This window comes from Allorhizobium sp. DMC15, assembly GCF_056314065.1.
In genome coordinates, this window is sequence record NZ_JBQUZB010000006.1 from 40344 (window position 1) to 63289 (window position 22946).

Genomic DNA, 22946 nt, shown 5'->3' on the forward strand with positions numbered 1-22946 from the left:
GCATGGAGCGGCGGCCGACAATCATCGATGTGGCGCGCGTGGCGGGGATTTCCAAATCCACCGTCAGCCTCGTCCTGCAGAACAGTCCGCTGGTCAAGGAGGAGACCCGCCGCCTGGTCCGCGAGGCCATGGACAAGGTCGGCTATGTCTATAACCGCGCGGCCGCGAACCTCCGCTCGTCGAATGTCGGCCTGATCGGCCTCGTCATCAACGATCTCCGCAACCCGTTCTTTACGGAATTCGCAACCTCGCTGCAGATGGCCCTGTCTGCGCGCGGCTATGCAACGGTTGTCGCCAATACCGACGAAGATCCTGCCGTCCAGGCCCAGGTCGTCGGCGCGATGATCGAGCATGGCGTTTCCGCGCTGGTCCTGTCCCCGACTTATGGCGATGAAGGCGGCACATTCGATGCGATCGCGCGCGGCGGCATCCCCCCCATGCAGGTGCTGCGCAAGGTCGATCCGCGCGTCGAGCAATTTCCCTTCGCCGCCCCCGATTATCGGCTGGGGAGCCTGCTCGCTGCCCGGCATCTCCTCTCCTTTTCGCCCCGCCGCATCGCCTTTGTCGGCGGACTTGCGGACCGTGCCGTCACGCGCGAGCGCATGACAGGCTACTTCGAGGCGCTGACCGAAGCCGGGATGGAGCCGTTTGTGCTCTCGGGCCGGGCAAGCCGCAGCTTCGGCCGCGAAGCCGCCGAGGAACTGACACGCACCCATCCGGAGATCGACGCCGCGATCTGTTTTAACGATCTGGTTGCACTCGGCATGCTCTCGGGCTTTGCCAAGCTGAAGCGCCATGTCGGGCAGGATTTCCGCATGGTCGGCTTCGATGATATCGAGGAGTGCAGTCAGGTCTTTCCAGCGCTCTCCACCGTCCATTGCGGGATCGCCGAATTTGGCCGCAGCATCGCGGCGACGATCCTGGCCTGGCTGGAAGAGGGCAAGCGCCCCGAGCCTGAAACGCTCACAGCGGTGGAACTCGTCATCCGCGACACCAGCGGCTTGAAGGACATCCCATGATCGATCGACCGGACCTCTTCCTTCGACGCCTGTTCGATCGGGCGGTCGAAGTCGCCGACCCCATGCGTTCGCTGAAAGATTTCCTTCCCGAAAAGCCGAAGGGACGCGTGATCGTGATCGGTGCCGGCAAGGCGAGCGCGCGCATGGCCGAAGCTGTTGAAGCGGCCTGGGGGCCTTGCGAGGGCCTCGTCATCACGCGCTATGGCTATGCCCGGCCCTGTCAGGGAATCGAGATTGTCGAGGCCGCCCACCCGGTGCCGGATGAGGCGGGCCTTGAGGCAACAGCCCGCATGCTATCCCTGGTCGAGGGTGCCGGCGAAGGCGATTTCGTCCTCGCCCTGATATCAGGCGGTGCGTCGGCGCTCCTGGTCCAGCCGGTACCGGGCGTCTCGCTCGCCGAAAAGCAGGCCGTCAACCAGGCGCTTCTCGCCTCCGGCGCGCCGATCGACCGCATGAACACGGTGCGCAAGCATCTGAGCCGGGTCAAAGGAGGCCAGGTGGCCGCCGCGGCCTGGCCGGCGTATCTGCTTGCACTGATCATTTCAGATGTGCCCGGAGACGATCCGGCCTTCATCGGCTCCGGCCCGACCGTCGGCGATCCCTCGACGCCCAACGACGCTCTTGCGGTGATCGACCGATGGAAGGTCGAGGTCCCGGTCTCGGTCCGGGAAGCCCTGTCCCATGGTTCGGGTGTCGTACAGCCGGGCGATCCGCGCCTGGCCCGTACCCGAAACGTCATCTACGCCGCACCGCGCCAGTCGCTGGAGGCAGCCGCTGCGCTGGCCCGAGAGGCTGGTTGCGACGTGCGCCTGCTCGGAGATGCGCTCGAAGGCGAGGCGCGGGAGGTTGCCGCGTCCCAGGCAAGAGAGGCTTTGGCCTTGCGGTCCGCCATGAAGCCGGGCGATCCACCAATCCTACTCCTTTCCGGCGGAGAACTGACGGTCACCCGCCGGGGCGAGGGTGTCGGCGGACCGAATGCGGAGTTCTGTCTTGCGCTTGCTCTTGAGCTTGACGGAGCCGAAGGCATTCATGCGTTGGCCTGTGATACAGACGGTGTCGACGGCGCGGCGGAAGTGGCCGGTGCCGTTATCGGCCCGAACATCCTGAGGACGGCGGGTAAATGTGGTGGCGATCCACGTTTGTCACTTGAGCGCAACGACGCCCATTCCTTCTTCGCAGCGCTGGGCGCTCAGGTCGTCACAGGACCCACGCTGACCAACGTAAACGACTTTCGGGCTATCCTCATTCGGACTTAGTTCGATGAACCTGCAAGGGGCCAAATCTAGTCCTCTGGAGGGGGCTTTATGTAAGTCTCCGTGCAACCAGGCCCCCGCAACCAAACAAACTTGATGCTGCTGCCATTCAAGTTGTTTCTTCGAAAGCTCCTCAGCGTAACCCGCGAGAAGCCTTCCCGGTTGTCCTCAGTGTCGAGATCGCTCTCCAGACGGACGCGAAGACTGCGGTTCGATCGATTGCCTAAACGTGTCTCCGATCAGTTTTCCCGGCGGCAAAAGGTTTTGAAGACGGTCCAGCAGGGCTTGCGCCGTGTCGTTTCGAAATGGTGCCTTTTGCCATTGTGGGATCATGAGATCCCCCAACGAGCTTGATGGTTCCCCTTCGGCACCGGTCGCGGTGCGGTCAGTTCGATGAATCGAGGCCGTTTCGCATCCGGTCACGAATGAGGCGCGTGAAGGCTGCGACGGAATTGCGATCGGCGCCACGGCGGGCGACCAGTATGAATTCGACATCCTCGATCGGCGGAAGGGCGGAGGGCGGCAATTCGCGCAGGCCAGCAGGAGCGAGGCTTCTCGGCTGGACCAGAACTCCCATGCCGGCTCGCGCAGCCGCAGTCAGTCCGCTGAGGCTCTGGCAGGAGCAGACGATACGCCAGGAATGGCCGGCGCGTTCCAGAGCCTCCATGAGCAAAGTGCGCGTGAGGCTGGGCGGCGGAAACACGATCAAGGGCAGAACGGGTTTGGCGAGCACCGCGTCGGGATCCGCCGCCAGCCAGACCAATGGCTCACGCAATATTACTTCGCCACGCCGATCCCCCAACCGACGTTTGGCGAAGACGAGATCCAGGTCTCCCTTGTCCTGCATGTCCGCCAGATCTTTGGAGAGTGCAACGGTCAGATGGAGCTCCACTGCGGGGTAATCCGCGATGAAATCGCGGAGCAGGATGGGCAATTGCCCCGAGACCAGATCTTCGGAGATCCCTAGCCGCAATTTTCCACGCGGCTGGGTCGTTTCGAACAGCGATGCCGCCTGACGTTCAAGAGACAGCAATTGCCGGGCGTGCGGAAGCAATGCCTCTCCCTCGGGCGTCAGCCGGACGCTGTGCGTATCCCGGGCCAGAAGGCGGTGACGCAATACCGTTTCCAGTCGTTGCACGTGCTGACTGACCGTGGATTGCCCGAGACCCAGTTTCTGGCCGGCAATGGTGAAGCTGCCGGCCTGGGCAACGGAGACAAAACTGCGCAGATGCACAAGATCAAGCATATCACATTTTCCGATAACTGTTATCTCTTGCATTCGCGATTACAATAACCAACCATTTAACCCTGTCCAGACTGCTGCGGAACGCTCAGATGAAACGCTTCATTCCCGATACTTTCACGATGCTGCTCGTTGCCATGGTCGCGCTCGCTTCGATTCTGCCGATATCAGGCGAGCCGGCGGAATGGTTCGGGCTTGCGACCAATCTCGCCGTTGCCCTGCTCTTCTTCCTGCATGGGGCGCGTCTGTCGACCGACGTGGTGGTGGCCGGTTTCCTGCATTGGCGGCTGCAGAGCTTCATCTTGGCCGTTACCTTTGTCGTCTTTCCGCTGTTGGGTCTCTTGCTCGGGCTCCTGACGCCGTGGTTGATTCCGCCGGCGCTCTATCTCGGCTTGCTCTATCTCTGCGTCCTGCCATCAACGGTGCAGTCATCGATCGCCTTCACGTCGATTGCCGGAGGCAATGTGCCTGCTGCGATCTGTGCGGCGTCTGCATCCAACATCCTCGGCATGTTCCTGACGCCGGCGCTCGTCGCTGTTTTGTTTTCAGCGGGCGGACATGTCGGCGTGTCGCTCGATATGATATGGAAGATCCTGCTGCAGCTTTTCCTGCCCTTCGTGCTGGGTCAGGCCCTGCAACCCTTTATCGGCAACTGGATCCGGGCTCGCAAGTCGCTGCTCGCCCCTGTCGACCGTGGCTCGATCCTGATGGTCGTCTACCTCGCTTTTTCCAATGCCGTTATCGAAGGAATCTGGTCGGAGTTTTCGGCGGCCGACTTGTCTCTGGTGATCGGTCTCGACATTGTCTTGCTCGCGGTGGTGCTGGCCGTCACCTTCTATGGCTCGAAGCTTTTCGGCTTCAGCCGGGAAGATCGGATCGCAGCCGTCTTCTGTGGTTCGAAGAAGAGCCTGGCGAGCGGCGTGCCGATGGCCGGCGTGATATTTGCCGGACAATCGGTCGGCGCGATCGTGCTGCCGCTGATGCTTTTTCACCAGATCCAGCTGATGGTCTGTGCATGGCTCGCTCGACGGTTCGCGATCGCGCTGCAACCGGTCGACCGAATGACTGCAGGCGGCGGAACGGAGGTTGTTTCGAAAGCCGGCTGACGCGGCATAGCGTCGTATAAAGCGACCACAAGATGCTTCTTCTTGCTCCGGTTTACCGGGGGTTAAGCATAATGACGTCATGCTCTATTCCACTCGGATAGATTGCTGCAGGGCTTGGGCCATGTCAGCGTGGAATGGACACTCGATATGCCTGTTGTAACGTTTGCCAACACGAAGGGCGGTGCCGGTAAGACGACGGCAGTGCTTCTGATCGCGACCGAACTGGCGCGGATGGGGCTGCGGATCGCCGTGCTCGACGCCGATCCGCAGCACTGGATTTCGCGATGGCATCAACAGTTAGGGCAGAATTGTCCTGAGCGATTGCAGGTGGTCCCCTATGTCTCCGCCGCGAACCTGGAACGAGAAATCAAGCGCTATCAGCACGCCGTTGATCTGGTTGTGGTCGATCTGCCGGGACATCGCAGCCCGCTCATCGCGCAGGCGCTGGGTTACTCGGACTATGTGCTGATCCCCGCCCAGGGTTCGGCCATGGATGCGCAAGGGGCAGCGAATGTCATCGATCTCCTCTATTACCTCGAGGACAGAACCGGTGTGCGCATTCCACACTCCGTCGTGCTGACGCGCATCAATCCGATCATCACCACGCGCGCGCTGCAGGGGGTGAAGGCTCTGATGGCGGAGAAACGCGTGCATCTGCTCGCGACGCCGATCGTCGAGCGGGCAGCCTTCCGGGATGTGTTCTCCTGCGGCGAGACCCTTTACACCATGGATCCCCGCCATGTGAGCAATCTCGACCGGGCCCAGGAGAATGCGCAGATGCTCGGCCGGGAAGTGCTGGAGCGGCTGACGCGTTACTTCACGATCGGCTGTGCCGAGGTTCCGGCGTCGCAGCCCGTTCGATTGGTCGCGTGACCCTCGTCGCCTCGCACTGCGCGGGGCGCTTTAGAACAAAGCATCGTCGAACAGTTCGTCATCCGTCATGGGCTGCGCCTGCAAGGCCGCGGTGGTCTCGATGTCGTCTGCCACGGCGCTGAAGATGAGCGAATGGACGTCACGTTCGGACTTCATCGTGTAGGTCGCATAGATCTCGCCGGAGATACCGGACATGAAGCCTTCCAGTCCGTCGCAGGTGGGGTCTATGTCGATGGCATCGGCCGCGAGGCTGCGGCAGTCGGCCAGGATCGCGGTGAGATCCTGGTGAAAATCGAGCCCGGCCGTCGCCTTGGCCACCCGGATCGAAATCTCCTGGCCATGCTGTTGCAGATCTTCCAGCTTTTCGTCGAGGGTCTTGCCTGCGACCGTGACATGCGCCAGGGCCACTTCGATGCGGGCGACCAGATCCGGTTCGCCATCTTGCTCATCGCCCTTTTCGTCCCGGCCGAGCCCGGTCGCCTGCTCATCGAGCTGCTGCAAATGGGCAAGTGCGCGATCCGTGACGTCGTCCAGACGGCCGGAAAATGTGCGCAGCTCGTTGGTCACGACATTGATGGCGCGGCTTTCCTCACCGAGCTTGCTGCAGCGCAGGTTGGTATTCAGGGCCATATACTGGATATCCGTCCGGACGATCTGGATGGTCTCCACGCTTTCCACGAGATCCTTGACCATGCCGCTGACGGCAGTGCTCAATCGCTGGGCCTCGCCAACGGATTGCTGGATACCGCAGACGACAGCACGTGCGGCTTCGAGGCTCTCGCGGACCAGACCCATGGCAGAGCGCGCGGAGGCATTATCGCCGACCGGCAGCATTGAATGCTGCAAATCCATCAGCGCCGTTACGTCCTGAGAAAAGGCCCCGATGTTGCGGACAATCGTGGCGCATTCCGCACTGAAATCCTCCGACATGGCGATCAGCTGATCTCGGACCAGGCGGATGATGATGCGTGTGACACGTTCGCGGTCCTCAGCGGTGAGTGCCTGACCTTCCGGACGGGACAGGTGCGTTGCCGCGATGTCGAAGGCTGCCTGGCAATGTTCCAGGCGTTGGCGAGTCACATCGCCAATCTGCAACGATGACAAGGTGCTGGCCAACCTGCCCTGGACCTTCATCGCGAGGCCCGTCACCTGGGTCGCCAGATCGGCGAGGGTGCCGCGCTGGTTCTGGATCGCATTGGCGTTTCGACTGAGGTCCGCCACGATGGCCGGGATGGAGCCATCATGCTGCCCAAGGTTGTCGCTTCCCGTTCGGGCATGACTGATCAGATGCTGGAGCGCGTCTATGCGCTCGCCGAAGGATTTCACTTCCTGGGTGGCAAACTGGATGCGCTCGACAATCTCCTCGGCAAAACCGGCGAAATCGGCAATGCCTGCACCCGTGATCTTTGCTGTAACGGCGAAGGTGCGCAGGTAGCGAAGCGTGTCCTCCATGGATAGAACTTCATTCGCGAGAGCCTCACCATACTCTCCGATCATGTCGAACCGCTGGCGCAGGTCCTGCTGTCGTGCGGGCAGGGCTGCGATCAGTCCCGCCGTCTGCTGCAGTTCGGTTGTCGCCTCTGCGGCTTCGTCTTCGCGCAAGGCTTCCGAAACGCCACCAAGCGACGTCAAAAGTCCGCTGAAAACATCGAGAACTGCGACCAGAACGGTACCGCCATCGAGGAAACGCTGCTCGATCTGGGCGAGTGCTTCGTTCAATCTGTTTCCGATCGTAACCGTCGATTCCGTGCTGCCCTTCGGCGACAAGAAGCCTTCGGCCCGGTGCGATCTCTGGGTGTTCATATGAAGCCCTCTTTTCTCGTTTTCGTTCGTTTCATTTGCGGCTCCATCGCCTGGATAGGTGTCATCCGAGGTGCCTGCGGTCTGCGGCGAGAATTTCACGGGCAATCTGTTCCAGCGGTACCACCCTGTCGACGCCGCCCCTGGCGATCGCTTCCTTCGGCATGCCGAAGACGACCGATGTCGCCTCGTCCTGCGCCACTGTGTAGGCGCCGGCCTTGTGCATCTCGTCCATGCCGCGCGCGCCGTCGTCTCCCATGCCCGTCATGATCACGCCCATGGAATTGGATCCCGCCGCACGGGCGGCAGAGCGAAACAGGACATCGACGGATGGACGATGGCGAGAGACGAGGGGGCCATCCTTGACGGCGACCATATAGCGGGCTCCCTGGCGCTCGAGCAGCATGTGCTGGCCGCCGGGGGCGATCAGCACATGGCCGCGCAGAACCGGATCGCCGTGAGCCGCTTCCTTCACTTCGACCTGGCAGAGGGTGTTCAGCCGCGCGGCAAAGGCAGAGGTGAATTTCTCCGGCATGTGCTGGACGATCACGAGACCGGGTGCATTGGCGGGCAGAGCAACAAGCAGTTCGCGCAAAGCCTCTGTTCCTCCGGTCGAGGCTCCGACGCAAACGACCATTTCGGTGGTCTTGGCCATGGCGCGCCCAGTTGGTGGCGGGAGCACGGCATCTGCGGTCAATTTGGCCTCCGTTGCGCCGGGGAAGGGCGCGCGGCGGCGATCGGATTTGACGCGGGCGAGTGCCGCGGCCTTGACCGTCTGACGGATGGTCGCGCCCGCTTCCGCCAGATGGTCGGCCGCGCCGATCTTCGGCTTCAGGATCACATCCACAGCGCCGGCCTCCAGCGCCTGCATCAGCGTCTGCGATCCCGCCTCGGTCAGGGACGAACACATGACGACGGGGATCGGATGCTGGGCCATCAGTTTCCGCAGGAAGGTGATCCCGTCCATCTTCGGCATTTCGACATCCAGCGTCACCACATCAGGAACTTCCTCCTGGATGCGGCGCGCGGCAACGAATGGATCGGACGCAACGCCCATTACTTCGATGTCGCCATCGGCCTCCAGAACCTGGGTCAAAGCCTGACGGACGCTGGCAGAGTCGTCGACGACCAGTACGCGGATTTTCTTGGCCATAGCTGTCAAACCCTCTGAAAGACGGTATTTGCCACCTGCCGCACCGGCAGCGCGAAACCGGTGATGGTCTCGGAGTGTCCGACATAGAGATAGCCGCCGGGAACGAGCTTGTCGCAAAGACGTGTCAGGACCTTCTCCTGCGTCTTCTTGTCGAAATAGATCAGCACGTTGCGGCAGAAGATGACCTGCATGGCGTCACCGACCCCGTAGGACGTGTCCATCAGGTTCAGACGGGCAAAGCCGACTTTGGCGCGCAGCTTGGGATGAATGCGGACTTCGCCCCGGGCGGGATCGCGCGGCTCCATGACGTAACGCTTGCGTCGCTCCTGGTCGACCGGCTCGATCATCGCTGCCGAGAAGATGCCGCGCTTGGCAACGCGCAGCACGTCGGTGGACAGGTCCGTCGCAAGAATGGAGTAGTCCGGGCCACCTTTCGCCTGGACGTAATCTTCCATCACCATGGCCAGCGTATAGGGTTCGGCGCCAATCGAGCAGGCCGAACTCCATACCCGAAGGCGTCTGTGACCCTGGGCCACAAGGTCAGGCAAAGCCTTGTTGGTCATGTGATCGAAGTGAGCCGGCTCGCGGAAGAAGTCGGTCTTGTTGGTGGTGACCACATCGATGAGGTGGATCGCCTCGCTCTCGATGCCGCCGCCATTGAACAGAAAGTCGCAATACTGGTTCAACCCGTCGACGCCGACGAAGCGCAGGCGACGACGCAAGCGTCCTTCCAGCATGGTCTTCTTTGTGATGGGCATCTTGATGCCGCTGTAGTCGTAGATATAGCGCGCCAAGAGCTCAAAATTGCGCGGGCTCAGGCCGTCGCCCAAGGTCGATGCCGAAGGCCGGCTTTCCTCGGCCAAAGCCGCAGACGTCTTCAATGCAAAGGCTCTCATGCGTGTTCCAGGGTCGTAGCCGCGACAGAGCCGAGGGAGCGGGCGTCGGTGGCCGAGAAAAGTCTGGTCAGATTGACGATGACGACGAAACCGCCGGTGCGGCGGACGACACCCGCGATGTAATCCGAGGGCCAGCGGATACCGATATCCGGGGCGGCCTCGATCGCGTCATTCCGGAAAGAGGTGACCTCAAAGACGCGGTCCGCCAGGAGCCCGAGGGACAGGGATCGACCCTCGATCGGCACATCGATTACCAGGATACGGGTATGCGGTGTCTTCTCGGTCTTCGACATGCCCAGGCGAAGGCGCAAGTCTATCACCGGTACACCTTGACCGCGAACATCGCGCAGGCCGAGGAGATAGGCAGGGCCGTGGGGTATCCGGAAAGGGTCCTCGTGGTCGAGAATTTCCCGGACGACCTCGACTGGAACTGCAAAGCATTCGTTGTCTAGGCTGAAGGTCACGTATTGTGATTCAGTTGCTGCATTGGCCATGGGGCACTCTCCTTGTGTTCGGCACCGCGTCGGACCCCTTCCAAAGGAAAAAGGTAGGGGATCCGGGCTGGCATCACCGGCCCCGTGCGGGGCCGGCAACGGTTTCTGCTAAATTCGATCAAGCCGTCTGGCGAAAGTCGTCATCGTCGCCGTCCGGTCCACCCAAGCTCAGATCGAGCGCGAAGCCATGCGTTCTGGGCTGCGGCCGGGTTGTGGCTGCCGAGCGCTTCGCTGGCGCTTCGGTTGCCATCTTCCTGGCCACCGACTGCAACTGCCTCGCCTGCTGGGCGCTTTGTTTGCCCGCGCTGTCGACCTTGAAAAAGGCAATCGAGGCCTGGAGTTCTTCTGCCTGGGCAGCGAGTTCTTCCGAGGTGGCCGACATCTCTTCCGAAGCGCCGGCATTTTGCTGGGTCACCTTGTCGAGCTGCTGGATTGCCTCGTTGATCTGGCTCGAGCCGATGTCCTGCTCGCGGCAGGCGGCCGAGATTTCCGAGACCAGTTCGGCGGTCTTGCGGATGTCCGGCACCAGACGGGTCAGCATCTCGCCGGCTTGGGTGGCGACCGAGACAGTCTCGCTAGAGAGGCCGGAGATTTCAGCCGCTGCGGCCTGGCTGCGCTCGGCGAGCTTGCGGACTTCCGAGGCGACGACGGCAAAGCCACGGCCATGTTCGCCGGCACGGGCTGCTTCCACAGCCGCGTTCAGCGCCAGAAGGTCGGTCTGGCGGGCGATTTCCTGGACGATCGAGATCTTCTCGGCAATCGTGCGCATGGCCGTCACAGCCTTGTCGACGGCCTTGCCGCTTTCCTCGGCGTCGGTGGCCGACTGGCGAGCGATCTTCTCGGTCTGGGCGGCGTTGTCGGCATTCTGCTTGATGTTGGCGGCCATCTCTTCCATCGAAGCCGAGGCTTCTTCGGCAGAGGAGGCCTGTTCTGTCGCACCCTGCGACAGCTGTTCCGAACCCGAGGACAGCTGCTGGCTGCCGGCCGAGACGTTTTCGGAGGCGGCGAGCGCGTCACTGACGACGCCGCGCAGACGTTCCACCATGTTGCGGAGCGCAATGCCCAGCGTATCCTTGTCGGATGCGGGTTTCGGGGTGACGGTGAGATCACCATTGGCGATCTGATCGGCGATCTGTGCGGTCCCGCGCAGGTTGTTCACCATGCTGAGCATCGAGAGACCGAGCGTGTCCTTGTCGGACAGGGGAACGGGTGTCTGCGTGAGGTCGCCGGCCGAGATCTGGCTGGCAATGCTGGCCGTCTGACGCAGGTTGTCGGTCATCAGTTCGATGGTATGGACGAGGTCCTTGATCTCGTCGTCGCTCCGGAGCTCCGCCTTCTGGTCGAGATCGCCGATTGCGACTGCCTCTGCAACTTTGGTGATGGTTCGCAGGCCACGGCTGATCGTCATGGCGATCCAGAACGCAGCTGCCAGAGCCACCAGAATTCCGATCACCGAGACGGCGATGAGCGTTGTGAGCGTCGACTGGAATGCTGCATCAGCCTGTTGATCGCCCGTTTCGATCGCATCGCGCGTCAGGGAGGCGAGCGCTTCCGTCATTTCATCGAGCTTATCCGAAGCCTTGTCGCCTGCGGTCTGGTTCAGTTGGATTGCTTCCGCCACGCGGCCTGCGACTACTAAGTTTTGTAGCCGGTCATTAATCTCGACATAGCCATCCCAGAAATCGCTGATATCCTGCCACTTCTGCTGATACTCTTCCGGCGCGGATTTGCGGCCTTCTGCCAATGCGAGTTCAAATTCCTTTCGCTCGGATGCCATCAGTTCGAGAGCATCATCCATGCCTTCTTTGGACGTGGATAACAGAAGGTCGCCCTCGGCGAGGCCAAGACCATCAAACGCGGCAGCGAGCTGTGCTGACACGGTCGACTGATGCACCGGGCCGGTCACGAGAGCATCCTGCATCGAGGCAACACTGTTGACACCGCTGATGCCAAAGCCGGCGCATGCGCCCATCAGCACAACCAGCAGCCCGTAGGAGCAAACCAATTTTGACTTAATTGTAAAACGCATAAATGTTCCTTCGGAAAATTAGCTTGGGGGTGGAGCCGCTGATCGCGGCTCCACCGGATTTCGGGATCTAGGCAGTCTGTCGGAAATCGGCGTCGTCGCTATCGGGGCCACCCAGGCTCATATCGAGCGCGAAGCCATGGCTCTTCGCCGCCCCGGCGTTCGTCCGGGTAGCAGGACGCTTTGACGGCGCCGGGCTCGCCATCTTGGCGGCGACGGCCTTCAGTTGCTTGGCCTGTTGCAAGCTGTTTCCGTTTGTCGGTTTGCCGGCCATATCGACCTTGAAGAAGGCAATCGACGCCTGGAGTTCTTCTGCCTGGGCGGCGAGTTCTTCCGACGTGGCCGACATCTCTTCCGAGGCGCCGGCATTCTGCTGGGTCACCTTGTCGAGCTGCTGGATTGCCTCGTTGATCTGGCTCGAGCCGATGTCCTGCTCGCGGCAGGCGGCCGAGATTTCCGAGACCAGTTCGGCGGTCTTGCGGATGTCCGGCACCAGGCGGGTCAACATCTCGCCGGCCTGGGTGGCGACCGAGACGGTCTCGCTGGAGAGGCCGGAGATTTCAGCCGCTGCCGCCTGGCTGCGTTCGGCAAGCTTGCGCACTTCCGAGGCGACGACGGCAAAGCCACGGCCATGTTCGCCGGCACGGGCTGCTTCCACAGCCGCGTTCAGAGCGAGCAGGTCGGTCTGACGGGCGATTTCCTGGACGATCGAGATCTTCTCGGCAATCGTGCGCATGGCGGTGACGGCCTTGTCGACGGCCTTGCCGCTCTCTTCGGCATCGGTTGCCGACTGGCGGGCGATCTTTTCGGTCTGGGCGGCGTTGTCGGCGTTCTGCTTGATGTTGGCGGCCATCTCTTCCATCGAAGCCGAAGCTTCTTCGGCAGAGGAGGCCTGTTCGGTTGCGCCCTGCGACAGCTGTTCCGAACCAGACGACAGCTGCTGGCTGCCGGCCGAGACGTTTTCGGAGGCGGCGAGCGCGTCACTGACGACGCCGCGCAGACGCTCGACCATGCTCTCAAGCGATCGGCCGAGGATGTCCTTGTCCGAAAGCGGTTTCGGCGTGACGGTTAAGTCGCCATTAGCAATCTGGTCTGCCACGGCAGCCGTCGCCCGCAGGTTACCGGACATAGCATTGACCGTGTCGACCAAGTCCTTGATCTCATCATTCGTCTTGACTTCAATATCCTGATCGAGATCGCCAATCGCGACCGCGCTGACAGCAGCCTGGATCTTCTTCAAGCCACTATTGATGCCCAGCGCAATCCACAAAGCCACACCTGTCGACATGGCGAACATCAGGACGAGCGAGGCAATCAGAAGGTTGCGCGACCAGCTATACTGCTCGTTGGTCGCGTCATCGGTTGCTTTGAGATCGAGAGCAATCTGGTCATTCAGTTCATCAAGCGAGGCGAGGAGCGCATTGGCTGCATTTCGGCCTTCTCCCATATTTATATCGGCAGCGCGCGCATTACTGAAGTCGGTGTTTTCGATTGCAAGCGTCAGCACGTTATCCTGCAGGCTCTTCCATGCAGGTACAAGCTCGAGGAACTGCTTGATCTTGGCGTTGATTGCCGGGTCGCGGTCTTTGGCAATTTCCGCTGCAAGCGCCTGAATCTTCGCCTGATTCTCAGACACCTCCTCAACGAATCCCTGGATCAGCTTCGGATCCTTGTTCAGTACAGCGCTTTTCTCACTGCCGATCGCGTTCAAGACTGCATCGGACAAGTCACTGGAATTTCGCAGATTGCTGGCGGGACCCTGAATGATATCGGTGATGGCCGTATTCAGCGAGGAAAGGTTCAAAATTGCCATCGTCGACATTCCGGTCGACAGAAGAATGAGGAGACCGAAAGCAATGGCCAGTTTCGACTTGATGGTGACGCGCATGAACAATCGTCCTTGATAGGGTAAAGCGCTTGATGGATTTCATTCGACGCTCCGTCGTCGCACGTCGGAAGAATGAGATACTCAAACTTCCGAAGACCTCATCGGCCGAAGATCCGGCAGCGTCATTTGCCGGAGGTGCTTAGCGCCCGTTCACGTGGCGCTAAGCGTCTCTCAACTCTTGCATTGGTTTTTCACGCGCTCTGCCGAAAATCGTTATCGTCGCTATCGGGACCACCCATGCTCATGTCGAGGGAGAAGCCCTGGGTTTTCTGGGGCGCAACGTTGGGTCTGGACTGATGACGCGGCGCCGGTGACGGGCTTGCCATCTTTCGTGCAACGGCCTTCAGCTGCTTGACCTGCTGCGAGCCATTTCCAGCTGCCGGCTTGCTCGCGCCATCGACCTTGAAGAAGGCAATCGACGCCTGGAGTTCTTCTGCCTGGGCGGCGAGTTCTTCCGAGGTGGCCGACATCTCTTCCGAAGCCCCGGCGTTCTGCTGGGTCACCTTGTCGAGCTGCTGTATCGCTTCGTTGATCTGGCTCGAGCCGATGTCCTGCTCGCGGCAGGCGGCCGAGATTTCAGACACCAGTTCGGCGGTCTTGCGGATGTCCGGCACCAGGCGGGTCAACATCTCGCCGGCCTGGGTGGCGACCGAGACGGTCTCGCTGGAGAGGCCGGAGATTTCAGCCGCTGCCGCCTGGCTGCGTTCGGCGAGCTTGCGGACTTCGGAAGCGACGACCGCAAAGCCACGGCCATGTTCGCCTGCACGTGCTGCTTCGACCGCTGCGTTCAGCGCCAGAAGGTCGGTCTGGCGGGCGATTTCCTGGACGATCGAGATCTTCTCGGCAATCGTGCGCATGGCGGTGACGGCCTTGTCGACGGCCTTGCCGCTTTCTTCGGCGTCGGTAGCCGACTGGCGGGCGATCTTCTCGGTCTGGGCGGCGTTGTCAGCGTTCTGCTTGATGTTGGCGGCCATCTCCTCCATCGAAGCCGAGGCTTCTTCGGCAGAGGAGGCCTGTTCGGTTGCGCCCTGGGAGAGCTGTTCCGAACCAGACGACAGCTGCTGGCTGCCGGCCGAGACATTTTCCGACGCGGTCAAGGCGTCGCCGACGACCGCGCGCAGGCGTTCCACCATGGCGTTGACATGACCCAACAGCATGCCGATTTCGTCGCTGGTGCGGATCTCTGCGAACTTGGTCAGGTCACCTTCCGACACGCGCTGGACGGTGGTTACCGCCGTGCCGATACCCTTGCTGATGGAAACGATGATCCAAAGGGCGGCGCCGAGCGCTGCGATCGAGGCGATTGCTGCAAGGCCGATAACGATCGATCGGATGTTCGTGTACTCGTCCGTCGCGTTCTTGCTTGCAGCCGCCAGACGTTCGCGTTCCAGCTGGAAGACGTCGGCGAGAAGCGCGTCGATCTGCGAGGTCGTTTCGCGTGCGGTGGTGGTCGAGATCCGCATTGCAGCATCCACATTGCCGGCAAGGATGAAGCTGCGGATCTGGTCGTCCTGCTTGCGGAAATCGGCGGTCATGACCTTCAGCTTGTTCCACAGGATCATGCCCTGTTCCGTGGCCTTGCCGAGGATGATGTTGAAGGTTTCATCGTATTCCGCGCGCGCCTTGTCGCTGTTTTCGATGTATTTTTCCATCTCGGTCGTGGAGGTCGAAACCAGCATGTTCTTCTGCTGACGGACCTGTTGCAGCTGGGCGATGTTGAGGTCCTGTGCCGCGCTCAGACGAGCGGCAGGGCCGTTCAGGGTTTCGGTCCAGTGATTGTTGACGTCGGCAATGCTCTGAACGCTGTAGAAGGCAGTCCCGACCAGCATCAAAATGATGAAGCCGAATGCCAGCAGAAGTTTAAGTTTGATCGTGAAGCGCATGGCCCCCTCGCTTTCTATCAAGCTGTCGCTGAGATGGTGGATCCGCGCTGCGAGGCGAAAATCGCCTGCAGGTTGGGAAGAATGATGAATTCGCCTTCCCTCTTGACGAGGGCATGAATGTAATCGGGACGCCAACGCATCCCCACGATCGGTGGCGGCTCGCTGGCCGATGCCGGAAGGCGGGTGACTTCGTGCACCTTGTCGGTGCGGATGCCGATCAGGGAGAGTTCCCCGTCGAGGTCGAGTTCCGTAACGACGATCCGGCTGTCGATCGTGACGTCTCCGGCCTCCATGCCAAAGGCGACGCGAATGTCGGCCAACGGGATGACCTTGCCGCGGAAGTTGATCACGCTGCCGACGAAGGGCAGGCTGCCCGGCACGCTCGTTTCGGGAAGAAGGTCGAGGATTTCCTGCACGATCGTGGCCTCGATGGCGAAGGTCTCGCCATTCAGCGTGAAGGTGAGAACCGAGAGATCGTCCGCGCCATTGAAGACCGCGCGATGGTCTGATCTTGCGTTTTGTTCGCTCATCCTGCTGCCCGCATTTGCGCCTCCTGTTGCTGCCCGGCCGCGATCAAGTGCGCGACATCCAGGATCAGGGCGACATTGCCGTCGCCGAGGATCGTCGCGCCCGAGAAGGAGGACACCTGGTCGTGCAGTTTCGACATGGATTTGATGACCGTCTGGTGGTCGCCGATAATCTGGTCGACAACGAGACCGACGCGTTCGCGGCCTGTCGAGATAACCACCACCTTCTGGTAGCGATCCGGCTGGGTGCCGGTGCGGAAGAGTTCGCGCAGGCGCAGGAACGGCACCAGATCGTCGCGCAGCGAGATGAAGCTGCGTCCACGAGAGCGAAGATCCTCTTCGGCGGAGAGCTCAAGGCATTCTTCGACCGCAGACAGCGGAATGACATAGTTGCCGTTCCCCACCCGGACGAGGAGGCCGTCGATGATCGCCAGCGTGAGAGGAATGCGCAGGGCGATCTCCGAGCCCGAGCCTTCATCGCTCTTGACGTCGATTGAGCCGCGGAGCGCTTCAATGGTCTTCTTGACCACGTCCATGCCCACGCCGCGGCCGGAAAGGTTGGTCACCTTCTCTGCGGTCGAGAAGCCTGGCTGGAAGATCTGCTGCAGCAGTTCCTGATCCGACAGTGCTTGTCCCGGCTGGATCAGGCCATTCGCCTCAGCCTTGGCGCGGACGCGCGCCCGGTCGATGCCGCGGCCGTCGTCCTTGATGGTGATCACAACTTCGCTGCCGGTCTGGTGGGCGGAGAGCGTCACCTGACCCACCGCCGGCTTGCCGGCGGCGATGCGGTCCTGCGGCAGTTCCAGGCCATGGTCGATCGAGTTGCGCACGAGGTGGACCAGAGGATCGGCCAAACGGTCGATCACGGTCTTGTCGACTTCCGTGCCTTCGCCCGTCGTTACCAGTTCGATTTCCTTGCCGGTCTCGCGAGCAAGGTCGTGAACAAGGCGGCGGAACCGGCTGAACAGGCTCGCGACCGGCATCATGCGCAGAACCATCATGGTGTCACGCAGCTCGCCGGCCAGACGCTCGATTTCTTCGGACACGGAGCGCAGACCGAGATCGACAGCCGAACCTGCCATCTGGCTCAGTCTTGATTGCGCTATCACCAGCTCGCCGACACGATCCATCATCTCGTCGAGGCGCAGGGCCGGTACGCGGACGTTGTCCGACTGTCGCTGGGATTTGGCGTCACCGGCGGGGGTGCGCTGGTCCTCGCGGGTAGCCGTCGTCTCCTGTGGCGTTGCGTCGGTCGACTGGACGGCTGCCGGTGCCGACTCGGTGACCTCGATTGCCGGCGTCACGTCCTTCAGGTCCATGACCATCTCATCCATCACGAAGATGAAGACGTCCTCGATGTCCGAGCGGGGCTTGTCGGTGACAATCGTTGCGCTCCAGCCGAGATAGAGCTGGGTCGGGTCGATCAGGTCCAGAGACGGCAAGGTATCGGTGCTCACGTGCAGTGTGCACTCGCCCAGATCTCTCAGTTCATCGATGAGGCCGAGCGGGTTGGTGCCGTTGATCATGGAATCTGCCGGGAGGCGGAAGTCGAGCTGCCAGGTCCGCCGCGCCGGCTCACTCTTCGCTGCAACGGGCTTGGCGGTCGATTGCTGGCCAGCCGAGGCTTCGCGGCCGACGGCCTTGTGCAACTGATCGAGCAAGCGGGTGCTCATGGCGTCGTGGTCGCCATTGGGCTGGTCGAGCAGAGCCTGCATGTGACCCTGTGCGTCGAGGACGGCGGCGATCAGCTCACTGGTCGCCGGCGCTTCGCCTTTACGCACACGGTCGAAGGCCGTTTCGCAATGGTGGGTGAAGGCCGCGAGCTGGTCGAAACCGAACATGGAGCCCGATCCCTTGAGCGTATGCAGGCCGCGGAACACGGCATCGATCTGCGCCTTGTCGTCAAGGTTGCGGGTCAGGTCCAGCAGGCCGGCTTCGATCACCTCGAGCTGTTCTGCCGCTTCCGTTCGGAAGACCGCTATGGGATCGAGATTGTTCATCGGCCAAGGACCTTGCGCGCGATCTTGGTGAGGTTGTCGGCATCGAAGGGCTTGGTCAGCCAACCGGTTGCGCCGGCGGCCTTTGCCTGCTGCTTGATGTCGCCGTCGGACTCCGTGGTCAGGAAGATCACCGGTGTCCCCATATAGGCCGGCAGCTGGCGCAGGTTGCGGATCATTGTGAGACCGTCCATGTTGGGCATGTTGAGATCGGTCACGATCAGATCGAAGCTGCCGGACTTCATCTTCTGCAGTCCGTCCGCGCCGTCGACGGCCTCGGTCACGTTGTAGCCGGCATTGGTGAGTGCGATTCGCGTCGTCATTCGGATGCTTGCAGAATCGTCCACGGTGAGAATGTTTGCACTCATCTCTGGTCTCCATTCATGGTCATAAGGGAACCGCCCTCTGCTGTGTCGGCCAATCCGGCCCGTTCGAGCGTGGTTGAAAACCTGCCTCCGCGATCGGCGCGGATGCGAAGGTCGATGCCTTCGTTTGCTGCCGTCTTCTGAGCCGAGAGCAGGAGTTGCGGAAGCGTCAGGTCACAGTCGCAATCTGAGGCGATGTCGATTTCCAACGGGTGCTTATTTGCTTTCGCGTCTTCGAAGGCCACGAGCAGGCGATCGCGGGTCTCCGCAACAGTCTTGATGGTGAGTGCGCCATCGAGGCGCAACGTCTTCAAATCCTTGGTCATGCTGCTGTTTCCACTGTCGTTTTGGTTTGATCAGTCGCCTCGGACCCAGACTTCACGCTGCCGGACAATTCCGACTGGGAGCCGGTCTTTGCGTAGAGCGGACGGATGAGGTGCCATTTGCGATCAAAGGCGGCGGCGCAGGCAGGGTCGAAATGGATGCCGCTGCCTCTCAGGATTTCGCGATGCGCTTCGTCAACCGGCCACGCCTTCTTGTAAGGACGTTCCGAGCACAAGGCGTCGAATACGTCGGCGATTGCGACGATGCGGCCTTCTATCGGAATGTCTTCGCCGGAGAGCTGCTTGGGATAGCCGGTTCCATCCCATTTTTCGTGGTGGCTTCCGGCGATGGTGGCGGCCGTCCTGATGATGTCAGATTCACTGCCTTCTAGGATCTCCGCACCGAAGGTGGCGTGGGCGCGCATCTGCTGCATTTCATCGGCATTCAGGGGACCCGCCTTGAGGAGAATGGCATCGGAAACGCCAATCTTGCCCACGTCATGCAACGGACTTGCCAGATAAATCTTCTCGCAGGTCTCGGGGGCGATGCCGAGTTCTTCTGCAATCATGCGAGCGATGACCGCGACGCGCTCGAGATGGAGAGCCGTCTCCCCATCGCGACAGGCCATGGCTTTGGAGAGACGCCAGATGATCTCCTTCTCCTGCGCGGCGATCCGCGCTCGGGCGGCGGCGACGTCCCGCTCGAGGGCATCGGCGTGATCCGCCAGTTTCTGCTGCGCCACCCTGAGCGTCAGCAGGTTGCGAATGCGGATGCCAAACTCCGCCTGGTCGATCGGCTTGGTCAGAAATTCGGTTGCGCCCGCCTCAATGGCCGCGATCTTGATGGTGGGATCGGTCTCCGATGTCAGCATAATCACGGGGACATCTTTTGCCCGTGGTAGTTGCCGAAACCGCGAGATCAATTCGATGCCGTTCATGCCCGGCATGTTGTAGTCGACCAAAACGAGGTCGGCTTGCTGTGTCTGGAGAATGGTCAGCGCATCCTTCGGGTCGAGGAAAGGCAGTATTTCGCAGCCTTCGATCGCTAGTATGGCGCGCTGAATGAAGGACAAAATAGAAGGACTGTCGTCTATTGCAAATATACGCATGAGTATTCCTCGGCCGAGCAGGTATCCTGCGTGGCGGGACAGTTTTATATTGGGGATTTTGGGGGTCCGCTTCATGCGGTGATTTTGGCCATCCCTGAGGAGGCCCGTGTATGAGACAAGATTGCCGTCAGCGCGTTAACGCAGACTTAAGCGTGTATACAATTAAGGAGGACGCGCAATATTATGCGTTTTTTTGATGCTGCTGCGCGTCTGTGATGCAGTGGGTGCCTCACCGGGGGCGGCCGCGCTGCTTTCGGGTATCCGATGGCGATTCGCCGTACAATGCGCGGTAGCGCGCGGCAAAGTAGCCCATGTGGCCGAAACCCCACCGCGAGGCGATGTTCTCGATCGTTTCCTCACCTGAACCGTTCAACAATTCATCGTGGACGCGACTTAGTCGGGTTTGCAGAATGTAGGCGTTGGGGGTGGTGGAGAGATGATGCCGGAAAGAGTTCTGCAATGTCCGGATACTGGCTCCCGATCGGCGCGCGAGCTGCTCAACTGATACATCCTGGTCCGCGTGACGGTCCAACCAGTCGATTGCCCGTTCCAGATGGCGCGGAAGGGTCGATGTTTCATCCATCTGCCCATCGGTCTTGGGCCAGAGACTGACAAATGTCATGATCAGGGCATCGTGGAGAAGCACCGGGACGGAACCCGGTGAAGCCTGATCCGACGGTGGAGCTTCATTGAGAATGTGGCTGGCGATCTGGTGGACGATGTCCGTGCCGGGCGTACCCGTGCCCATGTGGGCCTCAAAGGCGATCAATCCGCGCCCCGCGCTTCCATAAGCTCGATGGAGATGGGGGGCCACCTGGTCGAAAGGCACAACGATCACGCGTTTGCTGGATCCAGGGCTCGCCACGATTTCCACCTTACGCGTGTCCTTCAACAGCACGACGCTTCCCGGAAAGCCTTCTATCTCCTCATCCGGTGTCCTGAACATGAATGTCCCGGTCTCTATGAAATGTATTTCGATCTGATGGTGCAAAGGGCAGCCATAACGTGCGCGGTATCCTGATCCGGAACTAACCTGGAACAGCGTCATCTTCTGGATCGAAGTGAAGTCCGCCTTCACGTCGAAAGGCCCACGTTCCTGGAGCCGCTCTACTTCGACGGGGCGAAAAACTGATTCAGCAATCGCCTGGGCCTCGGCATTGTCCTCCGAGAGAATCGTGTACTTCTTCCAAGGTGACATTCAGTGACGCCGGACCGATAAAGCTGATAAACAGATTGTTCTAATGAATAATCATTTTACCCCGCAGATGGCATTGTTTCCAGTGCCAGAGGTGGCTTTTATGGGATTCTGGCTTTGCAAATGCGGTTCAATATGTCGTGGGGCTTCAAATCAGCTTTACACGCGCCTTGAAATGCGTGCCGGCGCTGCCATCGATGGCAAACGTTCCGTCCAGCTGCCGAATCGAGCCCTCGATCAAACGTGTACCTGTTCCCCTGGCCTGGGCGGCAGGATCGAAGCCGCTGCCGTTATCGATAACTTCAATCGTGCAGAAGCCATCTTCTTCCGGCCCCTGTAGCTTGAGTACAAGCTTGCACTCGTGACCATCGACGAAAGCGTATTTCATGCTGTTGGTCACGAGTTCGTTGACGAGCAGGGCGAGAGACGTCGCACGGTCATTGGACACGGCCATGGTCGCGAGGTCGAACTCCACCTGAACATCGGCCCCATAGGCAGCCACGACGTTCTCGGCGACTGTCTGCACAAGTTCGGCGGCATCCAGCTGGCTGAAGGAATCGCGCTGGTAAATCTGCTCGTGCACGGCAACCATGGCCTTGATCCGGTTGCTGAGCGCCTCCGACGTTTCGTTACCCTTCATGTGAAGACGAATGAGCGACATCACCGATTGCAGGTTGTTCTTCACCCGGTGGTGAACTTCGCGGAGCAGGAACTCGTTGTTCTCCAGGGCAACCTGGAGCGCTGCCGACTGATGATCCTGGATCCGCAGCAATTGGCGGGTGCGCCAGGCGGCGGCAAGGGAGCCGAGGCAGGCGAGCACAGTGACCGTGGCGAGGACAGCCATGTCGCGCCAAAAAGGTTGCATCAGAAGCCCGTAGTCTGCTGCCGCAACCGCAATAAAGGGAGTGCCCAAGACCTTGCGGTAGCCGACCAATCGCCGAACGCCGTCCATCGGCGATGCTTCGGACAGATAGGTTCCCTTGTCTGCCTCTTTCAGATAGCGGGTGAACAGAGGATGGTCGGCCATGTCGAGTTCACGGTCCGGCGTCGGATAACGGGCGACGAGCTTGCCGTCGTTGCGGATGAAGCTGACCGAGAAACTGCCGCCGAGATCGACCGACTCCCATATCGGCTTCATGATGTCGCCCGAAAGCGAAACGGTGACCGCGCCGGCGAATGCGCCGTCTCGCTCCAGCCGTCGGCTGAAGACGAAGATCCGATCGTTGTTCAGGCGGCTGATGAGCAGGGACGATACATATTCCGTCTGCCCGTCCTTAAGCGCGACGAAATAGTCCCGATCGGTAATGTCGATCGGCTTGACGTCCGGGTCCGTGGAATAAAGCGTCCGCCCGTGTTCATCCACGACATAGGCCTTGACCGTTCCGGGCAGACCTTCCACGGCATCGGTAATGTCACGGACAGTTCCCCCGTAGCCGGGATCATGCGGTGCCCGGACGGCATCGGCAATGCGTCGTGTGGCCTGCACACCGAGTTCATTCACCCATGTCGCGTGTGTTGCCACGATGTGTGTGGACGTGACGACCCTGTCTTCCGCGGAGCGAACCGTGTTGCGATAGGATTGTATGCCCCAGGTCATCGCGAGTGCCACGAAGCCGATCCACGCAACTATGCTGGCTCTGGCCGCAAACTTCTGCGCTGATCCGGATGACTGGCGCTCCATCTCTTCTCCCGAACCCCGATCACCCTGGCGCCCAAGCGCTCTATACGGCCGCAAATGCTATATGCGGCCATTCCGAGACTTATTCTAGTGTGTCGATCTCAGCAAGTTCAACGCT

The 22946-nt window shown here is 60.8% G+C and carries 19 protein-coding genes; 4 read left to right on the forward strand and 15 right to left on the reverse strand.

Features of this window, described 5'->3' with window-relative positions; all coding sequences use genetic code 11:
- Positions 1-2 precede the first annotated feature (2 nt).
- A complete protein-coding gene (locus tag ACT53S_RS21445) occupies positions 3-1019 on the forward strand; it encodes a LacI family DNA-binding transcriptional regulator (protein ID WP_476068513.1) in 1017 nt (338 codons plus the stop codon).
- Entirely contained in the window at positions 1016-2275 is a 1260-nt protein-coding gene (locus ACT53S_RS21450) for a glycerate kinase type-2 family protein (protein ID WP_476068514.1), read from the forward strand. The genes ACT53S_RS21445 and ACT53S_RS21450 overlap by 4 nt, the downstream gene beginning before the upstream one ends.
- A gap of 382 nt (positions 2276-2657) precedes the next feature.
- On the opposite strand, the gene ACT53S_RS21455 is transcribed toward ACT53S_RS21450, so the two are convergent.
- Positions 2658-3518, reverse strand: coding sequence for a LysR family transcriptional regulator (locus tag ACT53S_RS21455; RefSeq protein ID WP_476068515.1), 861 nt, complete (start codon positions 3516-3518; stop codon positions 2658-2660).
- 89 nt (positions 3519-3607) lie between these two features.
- Here ACT53S_RS21455 and ACT53S_RS21460 point away from each other — a divergent pair, with 89 nt between their 5' ends.
- Both ACT53S_RS21460 and ACT53S_RS21465 read left to right on the forward strand, forming a co-directional pair.
- Complete coding sequence (locus tag ACT53S_RS21460) at positions 3608-4621, forward strand: bile acid:sodium symporter family protein (RefSeq protein ID WP_476068516.1); 1014 nt, start codon at positions 3608-3610, stop codon at positions 4619-4621.
- Between the two features lie 147 nt (positions 4622-4768).
- The gene (locus ACT53S_RS21465) at positions 4769-5494 is read left to right on the forward strand and encodes an AAA family ATPase (RefSeq protein WP_476068517.1); all 726 of its coding nucleotides are present in this window, start codon (positions 4769-4771) and stop codon (positions 5492-5494) included.
- Positions 5495-5524: 30 nt separating this feature from the next.
- Here the strand turns inward: ACT53S_RS21465 and ACT53S_RS21470 are convergent, their stop codons facing one another.
- The 14 genes from ACT53S_RS21470 to ACT53S_RS21535 form a co-directional block, all read right to left on the reverse strand.
- Positions 5525-7297: a hypothetical protein gene (locus tag ACT53S_RS21470; protein ID WP_476068518.1), complete on the reverse strand. Its 1773-nt coding sequence runs from the start codon at positions 7295-7297 to the stop codon at positions 5525-5527.
- Between the two features lie 61 nt (positions 7298-7358).
- Positions 7359-8447 carry a protein-glutamate methylesterase/protein-glutamine glutaminase gene (locus tag ACT53S_RS21475; protein ID WP_113379180.1) on the reverse strand — a complete coding sequence of 363 codons (1089 nt, stop codon included), beginning with the start codon at positions 8445-8447 and terminating at the stop codon, positions 7359-7361.
- A 5-nt stretch (positions 8448-8452) separates the two neighbouring features.
- Positions 8453-9343, reverse strand: coding sequence for a CheR family methyltransferase (locus ACT53S_RS21480; protein ID WP_476068519.1), 891 nt, complete (start codon positions 9341-9343; stop codon positions 8453-8455).
- Positions 9340-9837: a chemotaxis protein CheW gene (locus tag ACT53S_RS21485; protein ID WP_113379178.1), complete on the reverse strand. Its 498-nt coding sequence runs from the start codon at positions 9835-9837 to the stop codon at positions 9340-9342. The genes ACT53S_RS21480 and ACT53S_RS21485 overlap by 4 nt, the downstream gene beginning before the upstream one ends.
- Before the next feature lie 118 nt (positions 9838-9955).
- The gene (locus ACT53S_RS21490) at positions 9956-11866 is read right to left on the reverse strand and encodes a HAMP domain-containing methyl-accepting chemotaxis protein (RefSeq protein ID WP_476068520.1); all 1911 of its coding nucleotides are present in this window, start codon (positions 11864-11866) and stop codon (positions 9956-9958) included.
- A gap of 67 nt (positions 11867-11933) precedes the next feature.
- Complete coding sequence (locus ACT53S_RS21495) at positions 11934-13751, reverse strand: methyl-accepting chemotaxis protein (RefSeq protein ID WP_476068521.1); 1818 nt, start codon at positions 13749-13751, stop codon at positions 11934-11936.
- Between the two features lie 191 nt (positions 13752-13942).
- Positions 13943-15634, reverse strand: a complete 1692-nt coding sequence (locus ACT53S_RS21500; protein WP_476068522.1) for a methyl-accepting chemotaxis protein — start codon at positions 15632-15634, stop codon at positions 13943-13945.
- A gap of 17 nt (positions 15635-15651) precedes the next feature.
- Positions 15652-16164, reverse strand: coding sequence for a chemotaxis protein CheW (locus ACT53S_RS21505; protein WP_113379174.1), 513 nt, complete (start codon positions 16162-16164; stop codon positions 15652-15654).
- Entirely contained in the window at positions 16161-18161 is a 2001-nt protein-coding gene (locus tag ACT53S_RS21510; protein WP_476068523.1) for a chemotaxis protein CheA, read from the reverse strand. Before ACT53S_RS21510 ends, ACT53S_RS21505 begins: the two co-directional genes overlap by 4 nt.
- Complete coding sequence (locus ACT53S_RS21515) at positions 18158-18526, reverse strand: response regulator (RefSeq protein ID WP_110793605.1); 369 nt, start codon at positions 18524-18526, stop codon at positions 18158-18160. Before ACT53S_RS21515 ends, ACT53S_RS21510 begins: the two co-directional genes overlap by 4 nt.
- Positions 18523-18849, reverse strand: coding sequence for an STAS domain-containing protein (locus tag ACT53S_RS21520; RefSeq protein ID WP_476068524.1), 327 nt, complete (start codon positions 18847-18849; stop codon positions 18523-18525). The genes ACT53S_RS21515 and ACT53S_RS21520 overlap by 4 nt, the downstream gene beginning before the upstream one ends.
- On the reverse strand, positions 18846-19955 hold the full coding sequence (locus ACT53S_RS21525; RefSeq protein WP_476068525.1) for a response regulator: 1110 nt from the start codon (positions 19953-19955) through the stop codon (positions 18846-18848). Before ACT53S_RS21525 ends, ACT53S_RS21520 begins: the two co-directional genes overlap by 4 nt.
- A 229-nt stretch (positions 19956-20184) precedes the next feature.
- Positions 20185-21153, reverse strand: coding sequence for an AraC family transcriptional regulator (locus tag ACT53S_RS21530; protein ID WP_476068526.1), 969 nt, complete (start codon positions 21151-21153; stop codon positions 20185-20187).
- Between the two features lie 145 nt (positions 21154-21298).
- Positions 21299-22831, reverse strand: coding sequence for a sensor histidine kinase (locus ACT53S_RS21535; protein ID WP_476068527.1), 1533 nt, complete (start codon positions 22829-22831; stop codon positions 21299-21301).
- Positions 22832-22946 lie beyond the last annotated feature (115 nt).